This is a genomic window from Paractinoplanes ovalisporus, assembly GCF_016834655.1.
In the GTDB taxonomy this organism is placed as follows: domain Bacteria; phylum Actinomycetota; class Actinomycetes; order Mycobacteriales; family Micromonosporaceae; genus Actinoplanes; species Actinoplanes ovalisporus.
This window is the reverse complement of the sequence record NZ_JAENHP010000001.1, coordinates 461,311-478,705: the sequence shown is the minus strand read 5'-3', so window position 1 is coordinate 478,705 and position 17,395 is coordinate 461,311. Positions and strand designations below refer to the sequence as shown.

Sequence of the window (17,395 nt, the reverse complement as noted above, 5' to 3'; positions counted from 1 at the left end):
TTCAAGAGCCGAGGTCAGGGCCGTTCCTAGGCTGCCCGCATGGAACTTCACGACATCCTGGACCGGGCCCTCACCTCCTCGGCCGAGGTCGTCCGGAGCGTCACCCCGGAGCAGGCGGATCTTCCGACGCCGTGCCGCGAGTGGGACGTCCGTACGCTCACCAATCACCTGCTGCTGGTGGTCGACGCGCTCGCTCTGGCCGGCCGCGGGGAACCCGTCCCGGACGAGCACTGGACCGGAACCGGCAGCGGCTCGTTCGACGTCGCCGCCGCGTGGAAGGATCCCGGCGCCTGGGAGCGGACGGTGCGGATGGGCGCCATGCCGATGCCGGCCGAGATGGCGGTGTCCATGCTGCTCAGCGACGTGGTCATCCACGGCTGGGACCTCGCCCGGGCCACCGGCCAGACGTTCCCGGCCGACGACGAGGCGGCCGCGGTGGCCCTGCGGTTCCTCACCACGATGGGCGACCAGGGTCGCGCGATGGGGATCTTCGACGCCGCTGTGCCGGTGGCCGCCGACGCTCCGGCGTTCGACCGGGCCCTCGCGCTGAGCGGTCGTGACCCCTCTCACTGATCATGACCGGGTCCTCGTGGCATTCTTTGGGACCTTATGAAAGTTGTGGAGCTCGAAGACGTCACGTTCCGTCGCGACGGCAAGGAGATCCTGCACGGGATCACCCTGAGTGTGGGCGAAGGTGAGCACTGGGCGTTGCTCGGGCCGAACGGGGCGGGCAAGAGCACGATCCTCGGGTTCTGCGGCGCGCTCACCCACCCCACGTCGGGCACGGTCCGCGTGCTGGGCCACCGGCTCGGGCGGGTCGACCTGCAGGAACTGCGCCGGCGGATCGGCCACGTCAACCCGCGCCATCCGTTGCGCTCGCCGTTGACCGTACGGGAAGTGGTCCTGACCGGTCTCGACGGTTCGATCGAGACACCGCCGCGCCGCAAGTTCGAACCGGACGAGGTGGACCGGGCCGACGACCTGATCGACACGTTCGGCCTGACCGGCAAGGCCGAGGACCGCTGGCCCACCCTGTCGCAGGGGGAGCGGGGCCGGGTGCTGATCGCCCGCGCGCTGATCAGCCGCCCTCGCCTGGTGCTGCTGGACGAGCCGTCCACCGGCCTCGACGTCGCCGCCCGCGAGCAGCTTCTCGAGACCATCGACCTGCTTGACCGTACGCATCCCCGCCTGTCCTCGATCGTGGTCACGCACCACCTCGAGGAGTTGCCGGCCAGCACCACCCACGCCCTGCTGCTCAAGGAGGGCCGCGTGGTGGTCGCCGGACCCGCCCGCGACGTGCTCACCACGGCGAACGTGTCGGCCGCGTTCGACCACCCGATCAGCGTGATCTTCGACGACGGACGCTGGGCCGCGCGGGCGGGTTCGCGGGCCGCGCGGTAGGTTGGCCTCCCGTGGCTGACCGCTTGCGACCCACCGACCCGCCGTTCGTCGGCCCATACAGGTTGCTGTCCCGGCTCGGCGAGGGCGGCATGGGCTCGGTCTTCCTGGCCGAGGCGCCCGGCGGCCGGCTCGTCGCTGTCAAGGTCATCCGCGCCGAATACGCGCACGAGGAACACTTCCGGGCGCGTTTCCGCAGCGAGGTGAACCGGGCCCGGCAGGTCCCGCCGTTCTGCACGGCCGAGGTGCTCGACGCCGACCCCGACCACGAGACGCCCTATCTGGTCGTCGAGTATGTGGACGGTCCGACCCTCAACGAGGTCGTGGCCGACAACGGGCCGCTGGCCGGCGGCAGCCTGCACGGCGTCGCGGTCGGTGTGGCGACGGCGCTGGCCGCGATCCACGGCGCCGGCGTGATCCACCGCGACCTCAAACCGCGCAACGTGCTGTTCGCGCTGGGGCAGCCCAAGGTGATCGACTTCGGCATCGCCCGGCCCCTCGAACCGACCAGTTTCCACACGCGCGCCGAAGAGATGGTCGGCACCCTGGCCTACATGGCGCCGGAGCGGCTCGACCCCGAGACCGACCGTCAGCTGACACCGGCGGTGGACGTGTTCGCGTGGGGCGCCGTGGTGGCGTACGCGGGAAATGGCCGCAGCCCGTTCGGAGGCGACACGCCGGCGGTGACCGCGGCCCGGATCCTGACCCAGCCGCCGCGCGTCGACAACCTGCCGCCCTATCTGGCCGAGCTGGTGATCGCGGCCATGGACAAGGACCCGGCGAACCGGCCGACCGCGGCCGAGCTGCTCGACCGTCTGCTGGTGACGGGTGCGCCGTCACCCTCCGTGCCGCCCCTGCCGCCTCAGCTGCGCCATGACGCCGAGGCCGCGCTCACTTCGTCGTCGCCGCGTCCGCCCCGTCGCCGCCGGGGCGTGCTGATCGGAGTCGCGGCCGCGACTGTCCTGGCGGCCCTGGCCGGGGTCGGTTTCCGCTCCTTCACCGGCGAACCCGCAGCGGCCCCTTCCTCGGCGGCTCCGTCGTCGGCGGCTCCGGTGGTGGCCGGGCCCAACATCTTCGACGCCTTGCGGAAAGAGGCCTTCTTTCCCGAGAACGACAACTGCAAATACCGGAACGGCTTGCGTGTACGGGCGTCGGAGTTCTCGATGTGCCGCGTCTACTCCAGCCCGGTGTTCCCAGCCCGGCAGAGTGTCACCGTGCGGGCGGAACTGGGCAATGCTGATTCCTGCGCGGCGATCTTCTTCCGGGCCGAGAACAAGGAATTGGGCGAGGACGAGTACGCCGACCACTACCGGGCCACGGTCTGCCCCGGCGAGGTCAACCTGACCAGTTCGATCGACGGGCGCCTGACCTCGATCGCCAAGGCCAAGGTGGCGACCTCGACCGGTTCCGCCCACCAGGTGCGGGTGGTCGCCGACGATCGGACGGCGGCCGTGTTCGTGGACGGGCGGGAGGCCGTACGGGGGCCTCTGACCGAGACGTCGCTGAACAACGGGCGGGTGCTGCTGGGCGCGGTGGCCGGTCCCGGCGGCGGGGCCGAGGTGACGTTCACCGACGCCCAGCTGCGCTCCGGTGACGCCACCGACGTGCCCGCCTTCATGACCGGCGACGCCCAGCTCACCGCGGGCATGCACCTGACCTACGACCTGGGCCGGATCTCCATCCTGGAGCCGGCCGAATACGTGACCGGCGCCGAGTATTGCCGGCGGTTCGCGCTGCCGAGCACCTCGGCCTCCTGCAACCGGAAGCTGGTGCCGATCGCCAGCTCGACGTTGGTCGCGTTGCCGATCGCCGACAAGCCGCGCTACCTCGACTACCGGCATGACCCGGCCAAGTGCCTCGACCCGCGGACACATGCGGGGACATGCTCGGTGCCGTTCCGCACGTATGCGACGGTCACTTCGGAGGTGTCGCCGCGCCCGTCCCTGGTAACCATCCGCGGCGGCGAGGTGGCGGTGGTGGCCCGCATCAACCTCGACTCGTGACCGCCCTTCTTCTCGCCGTCGCGGCTCCCTCGCGGCTCGTCCGCCTCCTTTTCACCTTGCTCGCGGGTCGGGGCGTGCCTCGCTAGCGGTGGCTCCGGGTGCTTTGCTCGGGATCTTCACCTCCATGTGGATCATGTAGGCGTCGAGGCCGGACATGCCCGCCTCGGTGTTCTCGAAGATCGCGCGGTCCTGGAAGCCCACTGACCGGTAGAGCGCGTGCGCCTCGCGCATGAACGTCGCGGTCTCGAGGCGGGCGGTCGTATAACCCACCGTGGCGGCGTCGGCCAGCAGCCGTTCGAGGATCGCGCGCCCGATTCCCAGGCCACGACCCTCCGGCCGTACGTACATCCTCTTGATCTCGGCCGTTTCGGCGTCCACGGGTTTCAGAACGCCGATCCCGATGATTTCCTCGTTCTCGTCGCGATCCACCTCTTTCTTGTCGCCAGTCACGTCGCTTTTGTCGTGAGCCACTACGCTTTTGCCGCGGGCCACCAGCAGGCGGCCGCGTGGTCCCAGGAGCTGCGGCAGCTCGCGCATGAACTCCTGGTGGTGAGCCGCGACGACCGCCTCCGAGTCGTCGAACACCACCCCGAACTCCTCGGTGATCCGGTCCCCGAGCCAGGCGAGGTACTCCAGCATGAGCGGCGAGACCAGCGCCTCCGCCCGCTCGGGGTTCACTCCCTCAATGTCCACCATGGACCCGAAAACTAGTTAGCGGCCGCCGCGGAGCGCTGTCGGAGTTTCCTCACCCGGGCTGTCGCGTTTACCGCTTTCCCCGGTCTCGGCGCCCCATTCGGCGGGTATGTCGTTTGCCTCGGCCACGGTGTTGCGGGAAGGCTCTCGGCCATGGAACCACCCGAGATGATCAACGCCGGCGAGCTGGTGCTCAAGCGCTGGGAGCTGGGGTGGGCGCCCGACGCGCTCGCCGCCATTCAGGAGTCCCTGCCCGAGCTGCGGCAGTTCCTGCCCTGGGCCACCGACGCCTACAACCTCGACGATTTCGTCGACTACGTCACGCGGTCGCGGGAGGGCTGGGCCGACGGCGAACAATTCAACTATGCCCTGTTCACGGCCGTGGGTGAGCTGGTCGGCTCGATCGGGCTGATGACCCGCATGGGCCCCGGCGTGCTCGAGATCGGTTACTGGATCCGTTCCCCGTACGCCGGGCGCGGCTACATGACGGCGGCGGTCAACGCGCTGACCCGGGTCGCCCTCACCCTGCCCGGCATCGAGCGGGTGGCGATCAAGTTCGACGAGGCCAACAAGGCGTCCGCGGCCGTCGCCATCAAGGCCGGGTTCACCGAGGTCGCCCGCGAGGAGCGCGAGGTGACCGCACCCGGCGAGTCCGGCACGACGATCGTGCGGGAAAGAAGGCATTGACGCACGCCACTGACTCCAAATAACTTACGGGGAACCTCCGGAAGTTACGGTCGAGCGGAGTCCACCGATCCGCTCGTCCGTGACCCCAGTTCCCGAAGGAGTCACCCGTGAACACAACAGCCCGGGCCGTGGTGGCCGTCCTCGCCACCTCGGCCACGCTGAGTTTTGTCGTCCAGCCAGCGCAGGCGCATTCGCCCTCGTCGCTGGGTTCACCGTCCCTGTCGTCCGAGTCGTCCCATTCGGGCAAGTCGCTGCGTTCGGTAGCGCCCCGATACTTGCGGATCGGCACCGCGGTCGCCGGCGGCGGCCACCATGTCGACCAGCCGTATCCCGACCCGTTCACGTACGACAAGCCGTACCGGAAGGTGCTCGCGAAGGAATTCAACTCGGCCTCGCCCGAGAACCAGATGAAGTGGGAGTTCATCCACCCTGAGCGCAACCGGTACAACTTCGGCCCGGCCGACGCGATCGTCCGCTTCGCCCGCGAGAACGGCCAGGTCGTGCGGGGTCACACGCTGCTGTGGCACAGCCAGAACCCGGCTTGGCTCAACGAGGGCACGTTCACCAAGGCCGAGTTGCGCCAGATCCTGAAGAGTCACATCTTCACCGTGGTCGGCCGCTACAAAGGCAAGATCCAGCAGTGGGACGTCGCCAACGAGATCTTCAACGAGAACGGCGAGTACCGCCAGGAGAACATCTGGATCCGCGAGCTGGGCCCCGGCATCATCGCCGACGCGTTCCGCTGGGCCCACGAGGCCGACCCGAGGGCAAAGCTGTTCCTGAACGACTACGGCGTCGAGTGGCCCGGCGTGAAGGTCGACGCTTACGAGGCTTTGGCGAAGCAGTTGCTGGCGCAGCGGGTCCCGCTGCACGGTTTTGCTTCGCAGGCCCACTTGAGCATGCGGTACGGCGCTCCCGACCAGCTGGCCGGCGTGCTGCAGCGCTTCGACAACCTGGGCCTCGAAACCGCCATCACCGAGCTGGACGTACGCATGGACTTGCCCGAGGGCGGCGTCCCCACGGCCGAGCAGCTGACCACTCAGGCGACCTACTACAAGACCGTCCTGGACGCCTGCCTGGCCGTCGACAGTTGCCACTCGTTCACGATCTGGGGCTTCACCGACAAGTACTCCTGGGTCCCGGTCTTCTTCCCCACCGAGGGCGCCGCCACCGTGATGTGGGACGACTTCACCAGAAAGCCCGCCTACTACACCCTCCGCGACACGCTGGCCCGAGCCCTCCGCTGACCCACCACTCCACCACCCCACCCGGGTCGACGGCGCAGCCTCGTCGACCCGGGACCAAGACCGCGCAGCCACGCGCCCGACCCCGTTCAGCGCGCGTGGCAGGTCTTCGTTCTGTACGCGTGGCGGGTCTCCGTTCTGTACGCGTGGCCGGTCTCCGTTCTCAATGCGCCGCCGGTACCCCGCTCTGCATGCGCAGCCGGTGCTCGTTCTGTGCGCGTCGCCGGTCTCCGTTCTGCGCGCGTGGCCGGTCCCCGTCTCAATGCGCCGCCGGTACCCCGCTCTGCACGCGCAGCCGGTGCTCGTTCTGTGCGCGTCACCGGTCTCCGTTCTGCGCGCGTGGCCGGTGTCCGTTCTCAATGCGCTGCCGGTACCCCGTTCTGCGCGCGCGGCCGGTCTCCGTTCTCAATGCGCCGCCGGTCCTCGTTCTGTGCGCGTGGCCGGTCTCCGTTCTGCGCGCGTGGCCGGTGTCCGTTCTCAATGCGCTGCCGGTCCTCGTTCTGTGCGCGTGGCCGGTCTCCGTTCTGCGCGCGTGGCCGGTCCCCGTCTCAATGCGCCGCCGGTACCCCGCTCTGCATGCGCAGCCGGTCGTCGCTCTGCGCGCGTGGCCGGTCTCCGTTCTGCGCGCGTGGCCGGTCTCCGTTCTCAACGCGCCGCGGGTCCCCGGCTTTGCACGCGCCGCCGATCGTCGTCGACCCTGCTGCATTGCCGAGCGGTCGGCGTCTCGGATCGCCGGCCGACGCCGGCATTGCTCGCCCTCCCGGGACCCCCGATACGACCCCGGGCGGGCGTACACCTCTTCTTGCTCTTTCGGCAGCGCCGTGTTCCCGTTTCCTGACAACAAGTTCGCGCTTCCCGATTGCGGCGCTCTCGCCCGCAGCGCGTGGTGGGCGCTGCGCGGCGGTCGAGGCGCGGCGGCCGGTGCGTGGCCGAGCGCCCGGACGTGGCGGCCAGACGCTCCGACGCGTGAGATCGGTTCAGGCTTTGGCGTCGAGGACCTCCCGTAGCTTGGCCGCGAAGTTGTCCGGGTCGCCCATCTGGCCGAACTCGCCACCCAGGAAACCGCCGTGGTGGCTCGGGAACTCGACCGGCTCGACGCCGATGCCCGCGGCTACGCCCTCGCCGGCCCGGTGAGCGAGCTCGCCCTTCGACTCCGCGCCCACGCCCACGACGATGCGTGTCGAGGCGGCGCGCAGCTTGGCGAAGTCGGGCTGGTAGTGCGTACAGGAAATGAGGTTCTGGCCGAGCAGGATGTCGTCGCGGGAGCCGTCGTCTTCCGAGGACATGCCGAAATCCTCGGGGCTGGGACCCGGCTGATCGATCCACCCGGCCGGGATCTCGCCCTGGACGCTGGTGCTGAGGATGAACTTCACCATGGCCGGGCCCTGACCCGACTTCTGGTAGAGGTCGTAGATGCCCTCGACGGCGGCGAGCGCGTTCTCGCGGTCGGGCAGCACGGGCAGGGCCGGCGGCTCGTGCGCGACCAGCGTGCGCACCTTCTCGGGGTGGGCGGTCACCAGGGCGAGCCCGTTGACGGCGCCACCGCTGCTCGCGAACACGTCGACCGGGCCGTCACCGACCGCGTCGATGAGGCGGCTCAGGTCGTCAGCGTGCAGCTCGGGCGTCGACTGGGCGTGGCCGCCGATGAACTTGCTGCGGGTGATGCCGCGCGGGTCGTAGGTGACCACCTTGCGGTCGGGGAAGTGGCCGGCCAGCGTGGTGAAGCCGCTGGCGTCCATCGGTGAGCCGATCAGCAGCAGGGTGGGGCCGTCGCCCGGCCGCACGTCATAGGTGATCTCAGCGCCGTCGGTCGTCAGGGTGTGCGTCTCAGCAGTCACGTCACTAGTCACGTCAGTGCCCTTCGTCTCAAGTCTTGCTGGTAGGACCGGCCGTGCCGCTCGAACTCATCGGTGCTGCCGGGAGAAATTCTCGCTGTTTCGGAGCCGAGCCGGGACCGCCTTCGGTACTGGGTTCGAGACCGACTGAAGTACTGGTCCGGCCCGGACTTCGGTGCGTTGGCGGCACCACCGGAACCGAGAAGACTGGCGACACCACTGAGACAGGCAGAAGCCCCAAAGGCAGGAAGACACCAAGACAGACGAGGCGCCAGCAGACGAAGGCGTCGAGAGGAGGGGCGCTGGGTCGGGGAGGAGCTCGGCATCGAGACGGGAGGGCACGGAGGCGGGCGCACGCAGGGGGCGGGCGCAGGGAGGCAGGCGCACGCGGGGAGGCGGGCGCAGAGAGGCGGGCGCATGCAGGGAGGCGGGCGCACTCGCGGAGGCAAGCGCACGCACGGATGCAGGCGCGCACGGAGGCGGGCGCACGCAGGGAGGCAGGCGGAGGCATCGACAGGGGGGAGGAGGTCGGCGTGACCCAGGAGCGCGGAAAAGCAGGTGAAAAGGACGAGCCGGACACGCCCTGGCATCGGCCGAAAGTCGCAGTCGAGCTGATCTGTTTCCGGCCGGGAGCCGATGCGAGAATCCCTGCGGCTCCGGGATTCTCTTACCCGGAACCGACCACGGGAGGGTCACGATGACTATCGAGGATGACAACCGGCCGGCGCGGCAGCGGGTCGCCCTGACCGGCATCAGCTCGCGGGCCTGGGAGCATCCCGCCGACCGGGGCGCACTGACGGCGCTGCGTGAACTGCGCGGCTTCGACGATGTGGTGCGCGGCCTGTTCGGCATGTGGAACGAGCGGGGGTTCCGCCTGTCGTACCTGGCCGGGGCGATCCGCGTCGACCACCGGCAGTACCCGCGTGTGCACGGTCTGTTCGCCGAGGCGGCGGACGCGCTCGACGTTGCCGAGCGGCCCGAGCTGTACGTGAGCCAGTCGCCGATCATCAGCGGCAAGGCGATCGGCATGGACCGGCCGTTCATCGTGATCAGCACGGGGGCGGTCGAGAAGCTGGACGACGAGGAACTGCGGACGCTGCTGGGCCGCGAGATCGGCCACGTGCGCAGCGGTCACGCCGTCTACCAGACGATCATGACGATTCTGACCCGCTGGGTCACGAACATCAGCTGGGTGCCGGTGGGCGTGATCGCGATGCGGGCGATCATCGCGGCGATGTACGAGTGGTGGCGCAAGGCGGAGCTGTCGGCCGACCGGGCCGGTCTGCTCGCGGCTCAGGACCCGGCGGCCTCGTTGCGCCTGTTCATGAAGATGGCCGGCGGCGGCGACCTCTCGCAGATCGACACCGCGGCGTTCCTCGAGCAGGCGGCCGAGTACGAGGGTGGCGGCGACATCCGCGACAGCATCCACAAGATCGGCATGACCGCGTTCAGCGACCAGCCGTTCCCGGTGGCGCGGGCGGCCGAGCTGCAGAAGTGGGTCGACTCCGGCGAGTACGCCCGGATCCTCGGCGGCGACTACCCGCGTCGCGACGACGACCGGGACGCCTCGGTGACCGCCGACATCAAGGAAGCGGCGGCCAGCTACCGCGACACGCTGCGCGACACGCCCGACCCGCTGGTCACGTTCGCCCGCAAGGCGGCCGGTGGCGCGGCGGACCTGGTCGGCTCGGCCGCCCGGGGCGCCCGCGACTGGGCCCGCGGCCGCGGTGACAACAACGGCAACAACGGAAGTAACAACAACTGACGCTCGCCCGGGCAGCGTGAGGCTTCCGGTGGCGACGCGGGTATCGAGGCCGCGCCGCCACCGGAAACGCACGCCCACACCGAGGTGGCGGGCGCAGCTTTCCAGGGCGCGTGCCGATGCGAGGCCGCGTGCGGGGTGCACGCGTCTGCCGAGCGGGGAACTCCTATGCGGCGTCGTGGGTGGCCATGGTCTGTTGGCGGGTCGGCTCCTCGCGCAGGATTGCGGCGTCCAGCCACTCGTCGGGGATCGCGAACGCGTCTACCAGGGTTGGCATGTGGGGGCGCAGCTGGCGTAGCAGGTCGTTGACCATTCCGGTTACCGCCTTTGAGCGGGCGGGGCTGATGCGGCCGTGTTCCAGGTACCAACCCTTGTGCGCCTCGATGGTGGTCAAGGCGTACAGGTCGCAGACCTTCGACAGCAGGGCCCTGGCCTCGTCGTCGGCTGTGCGGTCGATGGCCGCCACGAAAGCTTCGAGCACGATGCGGTCGATGTGGGCCTGGGCCGTGGCGAGCACGTGGTCCTGCACGTCGTTGAAGATGTCGAACTGGCGCGACGGCTTCAGCGACGCATTCTTGCGCAAGCGCCGCACGGCGCCGTCCAGCAGGTGCTTCTCGCGGTCTTCGAAGAGGGCCAGGTGCCAGCCGCGGTTGGTCAGCGCCACCTCCTCGTCGCGGCCGGGGACCGCGTCGATCAAGCGCTCGATCAGGCCCCGGGCGGCCGTACGCTCGAGGACCATCGACCGCACCTGATCGGCCACGAAGGTGGCTCGGCCCCAGCCGTCGAGCGAGCCGAACGCGTCGCGGTAGCCGGTTAGCAGGCCCTTCGCCACCAGTTGGAGCAGGACCGTGTTGTCGCCCTCGAACGTGGTGAACACGTCGGTGTCCGCCTTCAGGCCGGGCAAGCGGTTCTCGGCCAGATAACCCGCACCGCCGCACGCCTCGCGCGCGGCCTGGATCGCCCGGGTGGCGTGCCACGTCTGCGCCGCCTTCAGGCCGGCCGCCCGCGACTCCAGTTGGCGCTGGCGGTGTTCGTCGACCGGGCCCTCGGCCGTCTGCACCTCGTGCAGCGCGCCGACCAGTTCGTCCTGGGCGAAGTGCAGCGCGTACGCGTTCGCCAGGTTCGTGGTGAGGATGCGCTGGTGGGCCAGGTAGTCGTTGAGCGCGATCTCGCGTTCCTCGCCTGGCGCACCGAACTGGCGGCGAGATTCCCCATACCGTACGGCGATGGTGAGCGCGCTCTTGGCAGCGTTCGCGGCCGAGCCGCCGACCACCACCCGGCCCCGCACCAGGGTGCCGAGCATCGTGAAGAAGCGGCGGACGTCGTTGTCGATCGAGCTCGAATAGGTGCCGTCGGGCGCGACCTGGCCGTAACGGTCGAGCAGCATCTCGCGCGGCACCCGGACGTGGTCGAACGAGAGGCGCCCGTTGTCGACGCCGAGCAGGCCGGCCTTGTGCCCGTCGTCGCCGATCGTCACGCCGGGCAACGGGTTGCCCTCGTCGTCGCGGATCGGGACCAGCCAGGCGTGCACGCCGTAGCGCTTGCCGCCGCTGATGAGCTGGGCGAACACCACCGCCAGGCGGCCGTCGCGGGCGGCGTTGCCGATGTAGTCCTTGCGGGCCGCCTCGTGCGGGGTGTGCAGGTCGAACGTCTCGGTGGCGGGGTCGTAGGTGCAGGTGGTGCGCAGCTGCTGCACGTCGGAGCCGTGGCCGGTCTCGGTCATCGCGAAGCAGCCGAGCAGGTCGGCCGAGATGATGTCGCGCAGGTAGAGGTCGTGGTGGTGCTTCGTGCCGAGCGCGGTGACAGCCCCGCCGAACAGGCCCCACTGCACGCCGGCCTTCACCATCAGCGACAAGTCGATCTGGGCCAGCATCTCGGCCGCGACCACCGAGCCGCCGGGGTCGGACCCGCCGCCGTATTCGATCGGGAAACCGGCCGCCACGCCCGGGTCGGCCGGCAGTTCGCGCAGCAGGCGGGTGACGCGTTCGCGGGCCTCGTCGATGGTCTCGCCCTGGACCGTGACGAACTTGTCGCCGGCCAGGGCGGTGCGTGCAGCCTTGCGGACGTGTGCCCACCGGCCGTCGAGCACGTCTTGAAGTCGCGAGCTCAGCATGTCGCCTCCACCTTGTTACTGGTGAGTAGCAACCTTACCCCGCGATGGTGGCGGCCAAGCCGTGAAGCACGCCACCGTCAGGCGAACCCGTAAAGCTCCTCGACCACAGTGCGTGCCCACCGCATGCGCGGCGCCGCGAGTTCGGGGTGGTCGCCGTATTCGCCCGCGACGTCGATCGCGCAACCCAGAACGCCACTGTGCGTGCGCACGGCGTGACGGATGGCAGCCTCGGCGGTGCCGTAGGTTGGCCTGCTGCCGGTCTCCAAATGGCTCGTGAACAGCGCTTCCGCACGCGCCACGGTCAAGGTGGTGGTCATCGTGCTCTCCTCCTCGGTCGGACACTCTCCGTAGCCTCCACGCCAAGGTAAACCCGAGGTACGACATTTTCTGCTACGCGACTGCGCGTAGTTGAAGCCAACGCGAGCGCGTGGCCATAACGTGCAGCCGGGCACGAACGTGCAGCCGCGCACGAACGTGCAGCCGAGAAACGCGTGGCCGAAGGAGGCGCGATCAGGAGGCGTACGCGAGGTGCAACATCATGCCCGCGTCCGCGTGCGGCAGGTTGTGGCAATGGTTGGCCCACATCCCGGGGTTGTCGGCGACGAACGCCACCTCCCAGACCTCACCCGGCAGCACGTCGAACGAATCCAGCCACAGCGGGCTCCCGGTAGCCGCCTTCCCGTCGCGCGACAGCACCAGCACGTGATGCCCGTGCAGGTGCCACGGATGCACCACCAGCGACCGGTTCACGATGGTGAACCGCACGACCTCGCCCCGCCGCACGACCTGCACCGGGATGTCGGGATCGGCCGCCCCGTTGACCGTGTGCGCATAGCGGGGGAGTAACCCGCGCAGGTCGAGCCCACGATCGAGCACCAAAGTGAACGACCGGTCGAACCGCGACCACGGCACGGGCGAGGGCGCGCCGTACGAGAGCGGGTCCAACACCGGCCACGAGGGCGACGGTGAAGCGGAAAGCGAAGGTGAGGACGACCACACCGCACGACCGTCGACATGGAGCGCGGCCGGCGCCACCAGGGTCACGTCGTAGCGGCCTCCGGCCGGCAGGAGCAGAGCCTTATCCCGTACGGGGGAAGGGTCGTCAAGATCCCGGCCGTCGATCGCCGCCACGCGGAAAGGGCCGCCCGTCACCGCGTACCGATGGGTCGTGCTGTCGGTGTTGATGAGCCGCAGCCGCACCGGAGTGCCCGGCGCGACCGTCCCCACCGTCGGTGACGGCAGCAGAACGTTGCCCAACGTGTGTACGGGCACGGTGACGTCGACCCCCGTGATCGACGTCGGCCGCACCACGAGCACCCCGTACAGACCCTTGCGCACACCGATGTCAGAGGCGGAATGCGTGTGATACCAGTAGGTTCCGGCTTGATCGGCGCGGAACCGGTAGACGAACTCCCCGCCCGGCATCACCGCGTCCTGGGTCACCCCCGGCACCCCGTCCTGGTCGTTCGGCACGTCGTAGCCATGCCAATGCAGCGTTACGCCTCGTGAGATGTCCTTGTTGCGCAGTGTCACCTCGAGCACGTCGCCCACCGTGACGGCCAGTTCGGGCCCCGGCACCTGCCCGTTGAAGGCCCAGGCCCCGTCCCGGGCGATCGAGGCCGTCAGCGTGAACCGCTTCGTCGGCTCGCCCACGTTCGCCGCCACCAAAGGCGCGTGCTCATGTCGCGAAGACGGACCCGGACGAGTGGCGAACCCGGCCCCGGCGACCAGCGCCACGACCGCCGCCATACTCGTCAGCCGGGAAAACTGCCGGGAAAACTGCCGGGAGAAACGCCCGGAGAGATGCTCGGAGGAGCGTCCAGAGAAACGCTCGGAGGAACGCCCGAAGAAGCGCGACGCCACCGCAGTCGCCCCCAACACCCCCGCCACCGCGAGCAGCCCCGTGCCGACCGAGGCCGGATATCCATGCAGGACGGTCACGAGAAGCCCGGCCGCAGAGGCGAACCCGGCGAACAGAAAGGCGAGGGCCCGCCGAAAAATCACGGCAACAACGGCCCCGGCCACGGACAACGGCCCGGCGATGACGACCTTCTCGGCCGCGAACCACCACCCGGCCCGCGCGAGCGCCACGGTCGTCACGACTCGTCCCACCACGGCGAGCAGAGCCAGCGCCGCCAGAGCCAGCAAAAGCCACCGGCGGCGCGCGGAAAGGCGGCGCGCGGAATGGCCGCCCGCGGAAAGGCCGCCCGCGGCCAGCCACCCGGCGGCCGCCAGCACGGCGGCCACCAGGTCGAGGGCGATCAGCGTGCCGGTGGTCATGCCGCCACCGGTTGGGCCAGCTTCCGGGCCCGCGTGGCGACGGCGACCACGACGTGCACGGCGACGATCGCGTTGACCGCGTGCAACCCGCCCACGACCAGGCTGACCGTGGTGCTGGCGCCCGCCGCGTCGGTGAAGGCCCGGGACAGCATGGCCAGCAGCGCCTGCAGGACAGTCAGGCCGAGCGGCACCAGGGACAGTCCGACCAGGTTGCCGGGCGCCTTGGCCAGCAGCGCGAACAGCGTGGTCAGCAGGCACAGGATCGGGATCAGGGCCATGCCGGTGAGGCTGTGCAACGCGTACGCGCCGTCGCCGGAGGGTTTGGTGAAGGCGCCCACCGCGGCGAACACGAACTGGAGGGCGAAGACGACCAGCAACACCGTGCTGGTGATGACGAAGGCTCTGCGCATGACGGCGTCCTAGGAACGGGCCGGGTCGAGGGCCCGGGCGACGTGGTCGGTGGCGGTGATCGCGCCGAAGGCGACGAGGCGGACAAGGTCGGCATCGGCGGGATGGGACAGCCGCCACAGCCCGGTGTCGCCCTGGCTGATGGCGGCCGGCGCGAACGCGGCCAGCAGGGCGATGCGCGCGCCGACACGGTCGGTCGCGGGCAGTTCGCGCACCAGGTCGGTGGCCCATTCGGCCGGCTGCGACGGGTGCTTGCCGTCCTCCCAGCGCACGGTGGCGACGACGGTCTCCCGGGCCGCCTCGCCCAGCAGCTCCCCGCCGCCGGCCGCAGCGTCCTTCAACGCCGCGTACGCCACGTCGGCCGGGTTCCCTCCGGGTGGGGTGGACAGCCCGAGCAGGGGCAGGCTGCGTCCCGGCTCCTTGGCCTCCCGCGTGGTGCGGGCCACCAGCCGCCCGCCCACCGACCGCACGGCCGGCAACCGTTGCAGGCCACCGGGAAGCAGGTCCGGTTCGAGCAGCGCCGACACGATCCGGTTGATGAAGTGGAACGCCAGCACGGTTCCGGTCAGCGGCGGGCCGTACTGCCGGGACCACGCCGAGGCCCTCGGGGTGCGGCTGTCCGCGGCCCAGCGGGCGATCTCGGCGTGCCGTGGCCGCAGCGGCGGATCGCCCCGTGCGACGTTCTCGGCCAGCCGGTGCTCGCCGAGCCCGTGCAGGAGGGTCACGTGGGCGTCCACACAGAACCGGCAGCGATTGGCCCGCGACACCGTGGCCGCGACGAGTTCCCGCTCGACCCGGTCGGTCTCGCCGGCCAGCAGCGATTCGCGCATCAGGGACCACGTCGCCGCCATCAACCGCGGCGCGGGGGAGAGGGCCTGGAAGGTGGGCAGCGGGCCGAGGAAGTCCTCCCGCAGCTGACGGTTGACCTCGGCGGCAAGCCCGGTGGCTCGGGCGGGAGTGAAGAATCGATAGCTCATGCCGACGATGCTCGGCCCGCCGGCGGCCGAAAACGTCCCGCCGCCGCAGGCACCTGACCCGGCCCGCGTACGACGTTCGCAGTACGTGTTTTCTACCGCGCCGGCGGGATGCCCGTCGATGCGTGGCCGTCCTAGAGTGCGAACGTGCGCTCGGACCTTCCCTACATCGCCGCCGGCGTCGCCCTGGGCGGCCTGCTGCTCGGCAACGCCGCCCTGGCCCCCGACGCCGGACCGCTGCGGGCCCTCGACATCGTGCTGATCGTCGTGATGGCGGCGGCGATCGCCGTCTGCCGCCGCTACCCGGTGCCGGCCCTGGTCGTGGTGACCGCGACCATGCTGGCCTTCAATCTGCGGGTGCACGCGGGCGTGGCGGCCGCGTTCCCGGTGCTCGGCCTGGTCTATCTCACCGTCTGGCGTGGCTACCGCGTGCCCGCCGCCCTGGCCAGTCTGGTCTTCCTGGGTGGCTTCCTGGCCCGCGACGTCTCGGCCGCGCCCGCCGGCACCGAGGGGCAGCAGCTCGTCGAGCGCACATCGCTGCTGCTCGGCTGGTTCGTCGCGGCCAACATCGCCGGTCTCATCGCGCGGCAGCACCGGGCCTATCTGGAACAGGTCGAGCAGCGGGCGGCCGAAGCGGAACGCACCCGCGAGCAGGCGGCGCTGCGCCGGGCCGGGGAGGAGCGGCTGCGCATCGCCCGCGACCTGCACGACTCGCTGACCCACAGCATCTCGGTCATCAAGGTGCAGGCCGGCATCGCCGTGCACCTGGCCCGCAAGCGCGGTGAGGAGCCGCCGGCCGCGCTGCTCGCGATCCAGGAGGCCGGCGGGGCCGCGATGCGCGAGCTGCGCGAGACCCTGGAGGTGCTGCGCTCAGCCTCCGATGTGGAGGGGGTCGGGCTCGCACTGGTGGGTGAGCTCGCCGAGCGGACCCGAGCGGCCGGGATTCCCGTACGGCTGGTCGTGTCGGGCGATCCGCCACAGCTCCCGGCCGAGGTGGATCAGGCGGGCTACCGCGTGGTGCAGGAGGCGCTGACCAACGTGGCCCGCCACGCCGGTCCCGCCTCGGCCGAGGTCCACGTGGCGTACGGGAAACAGCTCTTGACCGTCTCGGTGACCGACGACGGCCCGGCGCCGGCCGATGAGCCGGTCACGCCGGGGGTCGGGTTGATCGGCATGCGCGAGCGCGTGACGGGGCTGGGCGGCACGTTGCAGGCGAGCCGGTGCGTCGAGGGAGGATTTGCCGTACGGGCGACCTTCCCGCTCGAAGGCGTGGCGTGATCCGGGTCCTCCTCGTCGACGACCAGGCGCTCATGCGGGCCGGTTTCCGGGCGCTGCTCGACGCCGAGGACGACCTGGACGTGGTGGGCGAGGCGGCCGACGGCAGCGGCGCCGTCCAGCAGTGCCGCCTGCTGCGCCCCGACGTGGTGCTGATGGACGTGCAGATGCCCGGGCTCGACGGCATCGAGGCCACCCGGCGTATCGCCGCCGAACCCGGGCTGTCCGGCGTACGGGTGCTGATCCTGACCAACTACGGCCTGGACGCGTACGTGTTCGCCGCCCTGCGCGCGGGCGCGAGCGGTTTCCTGCTCAAGGACGCCGACCCGGCCGATCTGCTGCAGGCGGTCGCGGTGGTGGCCCGGGGTGACGCGCTGCTCGCCCCGGCCGTCACGCGCACGCTGATCAGCGAGTTCGTCACCGGCCCACCACCGCCCGACCCGTCCGCCGGGCGTGACGTGCTGACCGGCCGCGAACAGGAGATCGTCGAACTGGTGGCGCGCGGGCTGACCAACGACGAGATCGCGACCCGCATGGTGATCAGCCCGCTCACCGCCAAGACCCACGTGAACCGGGCCATGACCAAGCTGCACTGCCGCGACCGGGCCCAGCTGGTGGTGTGGGCGTACGAATCAGGGCTGATCGCGCCGCGTCGTCGCTGACACCGGCCGCGACAAAGGCCGGCTCACGGCTGATCGCGCCGCGGCGCCGCTGACACCGGCC

General features: G+C 70.4%; 15 protein-coding genes. 8 read left to right on the top strand and 7 right to left on the bottom strand.

Annotation, left to right across the window (positions count from 1 at the left end; translation table 11 throughout):
• The first annotated feature begins 39 nt into the window (after positions 1-39).
• Genes JIG36_RS02175 through JIG36_RS02165 form a run of 3 tightly spaced genes read left to right on the top strand, consistent with a single transcriptional unit; the run spans position 40 to position 3,401 of the window.
• Positions 40-573 carry a TIGR03086 family metal-binding protein gene (locus tag JIG36_RS02175; RefSeq protein WP_203374261.1) on the top strand — a complete coding sequence of 178 codons (534 nt, stop codon included), beginning with the start codon at positions 40-42 and terminating at the stop codon, positions 571-573.
• Between the two features lie 36 nt (positions 574-609).
• On the top strand, positions 610-1,401 hold the full coding sequence (locus JIG36_RS02170; protein WP_203374260.1) for an ABC transporter ATP-binding protein: 792 nt from the start codon (positions 610-612) through the stop codon (positions 1,399-1,401).
• 11 nt (positions 1,402-1,412) lie between these two features.
• Positions 1,413-3,401 carry a serine/threonine-protein kinase gene (locus JIG36_RS02165; RefSeq protein ID WP_203374259.1) on the top strand — a complete coding sequence of 663 codons (1,989 nt, stop codon included), beginning with the start codon at positions 1,413-1,415 and terminating at the stop codon, positions 3,399-3,401.
• Positions 3,402-3,452: 51 nt separating this feature from the next.
• On the opposite strand, the gene JIG36_RS02160 is transcribed toward JIG36_RS02165, so the two are convergent.
• Entirely contained in the window at positions 3,453-4,079 is a 627-nt protein-coding gene (locus JIG36_RS02160; RefSeq protein WP_203374258.1) for a GNAT family N-acetyltransferase, read from the bottom strand.
• A gap of 168 nt (positions 4,080-4,247) precedes the next feature.
• Here JIG36_RS02160 and JIG36_RS02155 point away from each other — a divergent pair, with 168 nt between their 5' ends.
• A complete protein-coding gene (locus JIG36_RS02155; RefSeq protein WP_203374257.1) occupies positions 4,248-4,781 on the top strand; it encodes a GNAT family N-acetyltransferase in 534 nt (177 codons plus the stop codon).
• Positions 4,782-4,888: 107 nt separating this feature from the next.
• Positions 4,889-6,028, top strand: coding sequence for an endo-1,4-beta-xylanase (locus JIG36_RS02150; protein ID WP_307872530.1), 1,140 nt, complete (start codon positions 4,889-4,891; stop codon positions 6,026-6,028).
• A 974-nt stretch (positions 6,029-7,002) separates the two neighbouring features.
• On the opposite strand, the gene JIG36_RS02145 is transcribed toward JIG36_RS02150, so the two are convergent.
• Entirely contained in the window at positions 7,003-7,863 is an 861-nt protein-coding gene (locus JIG36_RS02145; RefSeq protein ID WP_307872529.1) for an alpha/beta fold hydrolase, read from the bottom strand.
• A gap of 694 nt (positions 7,864-8,557) precedes the next feature.
• Here JIG36_RS02145 and JIG36_RS02140 point away from each other — a divergent pair.
• Positions 8,558-9,625 (top strand): M48 family metallopeptidase, encoded by a 1,068-nt coding sequence (locus tag JIG36_RS02140; RefSeq protein ID WP_203374256.1) that lies wholly within the window; start codon positions 8,558-8,560, stop codon positions 9,623-9,625.
• A gap of 163 nt (positions 9,626-9,788) precedes the next feature.
• Here JIG36_RS02140 and JIG36_RS02135 read toward each other — a convergent pair whose 3' ends face one another.
• The 5 genes from JIG36_RS02135 to JIG36_RS02115 all read right to left on the bottom strand — a co-directional run bounded on the left by JIG36_RS02135 (position 9,789) and on the right by JIG36_RS02115 (position 15,400).
• Entirely contained in the window at positions 9,789-11,735 is a 1,947-nt protein-coding gene (locus JIG36_RS02135) for an acyl-CoA dehydrogenase family protein (RefSeq protein WP_203374255.1), read from the bottom strand.
• 77 nt (positions 11,736-11,812) lie between these two features.
• On the bottom strand, positions 11,813-12,052 hold the full coding sequence (locus tag JIG36_RS02130; protein ID WP_203374254.1) for a hypothetical protein: 240 nt from the start codon (positions 12,050-12,052) through the stop codon (positions 11,813-11,815).
• Positions 12,053-12,245: 193 nt separating this feature from the next.
• Positions 12,246-14,015: a multicopper oxidase family protein gene (locus tag JIG36_RS02125; protein ID WP_203374253.1), complete on the bottom strand. Its 1,770-nt coding sequence runs from the start codon at positions 14,013-14,015 to the stop codon at positions 12,246-12,248.
• Positions 14,012-14,425 carry a DUF6220 domain-containing protein gene (locus JIG36_RS02120; RefSeq protein ID WP_203374252.1) on the bottom strand — a complete coding sequence of 138 codons (414 nt, stop codon included), beginning with the start codon at positions 14,423-14,425 and terminating at the stop codon, positions 14,012-14,014. Before JIG36_RS02120 ends, JIG36_RS02125 begins: the two co-directional genes overlap by 4 nt.
• Positions 14,426-14,434: 9 nt before the next feature.
• Positions 14,435-15,400, bottom strand: coding sequence for a carboxymuconolactone decarboxylase family protein (locus JIG36_RS02115; RefSeq protein WP_203374251.1), 966 nt, complete (start codon positions 15,398-15,400; stop codon positions 14,435-14,437).
• A gap of 144 nt (positions 15,401-15,544) precedes the next feature.
• Here JIG36_RS02115 and JIG36_RS02110 point away from each other — a divergent pair, with 144 nt between their 5' ends.
• Entirely contained in the window at positions 15,545-16,675 is a 1,131-nt protein-coding gene (locus JIG36_RS02110; RefSeq protein WP_203374250.1) for a sensor histidine kinase, read from the top strand.
• The gene (locus JIG36_RS02105; RefSeq protein ID WP_203374249.1) at positions 16,672-17,334 is read left to right on the top strand and encodes a response regulator; all 663 of its coding nucleotides are present in this window, start codon (positions 16,672-16,674) and stop codon (positions 17,332-17,334) included. Before JIG36_RS02110 ends, JIG36_RS02105 begins: the two co-directional genes overlap by 4 nt.
• Positions 17,335-17,395: the final 61 nt, after the last annotated feature.

What these genes read in the sequence shown, in the direction of transcription:
- JIG36_RS02175 (WP_203374261.1), top strand. Translation starts at nt 40, where the DNA reads ATGGAACTTCACGACATCCTGGACCGGGCCCTCACCTCCTCGGCCGAG.
- JIG36_RS02170 (WP_203374260.1), top strand. Translation starts at nt 610, where the DNA reads ATGAAAGTTGTGGAGCTCGAAGACGTCACGTTCCGTCGCGACGGCAAG.
- JIG36_RS02155 (WP_203374257.1), top strand. Translation starts at nt 4,248, where the DNA reads ATGGAACCACCCGAGATGATCAACGCCGGCGAGCTGGTGCTCAAGCGC.
- JIG36_RS02140 (WP_203374256.1), top strand. Translation starts at nt 8,558, where the DNA reads ATGACTATCGAGGATGACAACCGGCCGGCGCGGCAGCGGGTCGCCCTG.
- JIG36_RS02135 (WP_203374255.1), bottom strand. Translation starts at nt 11,735, where the DNA reads ATGCTGAGCTCGCGACTTCAAGACGTGCTCGACGGCCGGTGGGCACAC.
- JIG36_RS02130 (WP_203374254.1), bottom strand. Translation starts at nt 12,052, where the DNA reads ATGACCACCACCTTGACCGTGGCGCGTGCGGAAGCGCTGTTCACGAGC.
- JIG36_RS02125 (WP_203374253.1), bottom strand. Translation starts at nt 14,015, where the DNA reads ATGACCACCGGCACGCTGATCGCCCTCGACCTGGTGGCCGCCGTGCTG.
- JIG36_RS02120 (WP_203374252.1), bottom strand. Translation starts at nt 14,425, where the DNA reads ATGCGCAGAGCCTTCGTCATCACCAGCACGGTGTTGCTGGTCGTCTTC.
- JIG36_RS02115 (WP_203374251.1), bottom strand. Translation starts at nt 15,400, where the DNA reads ATGAGCTATCGATTCTTCACTCCCGCCCGAGCCACCGGGCTTGCCGCC.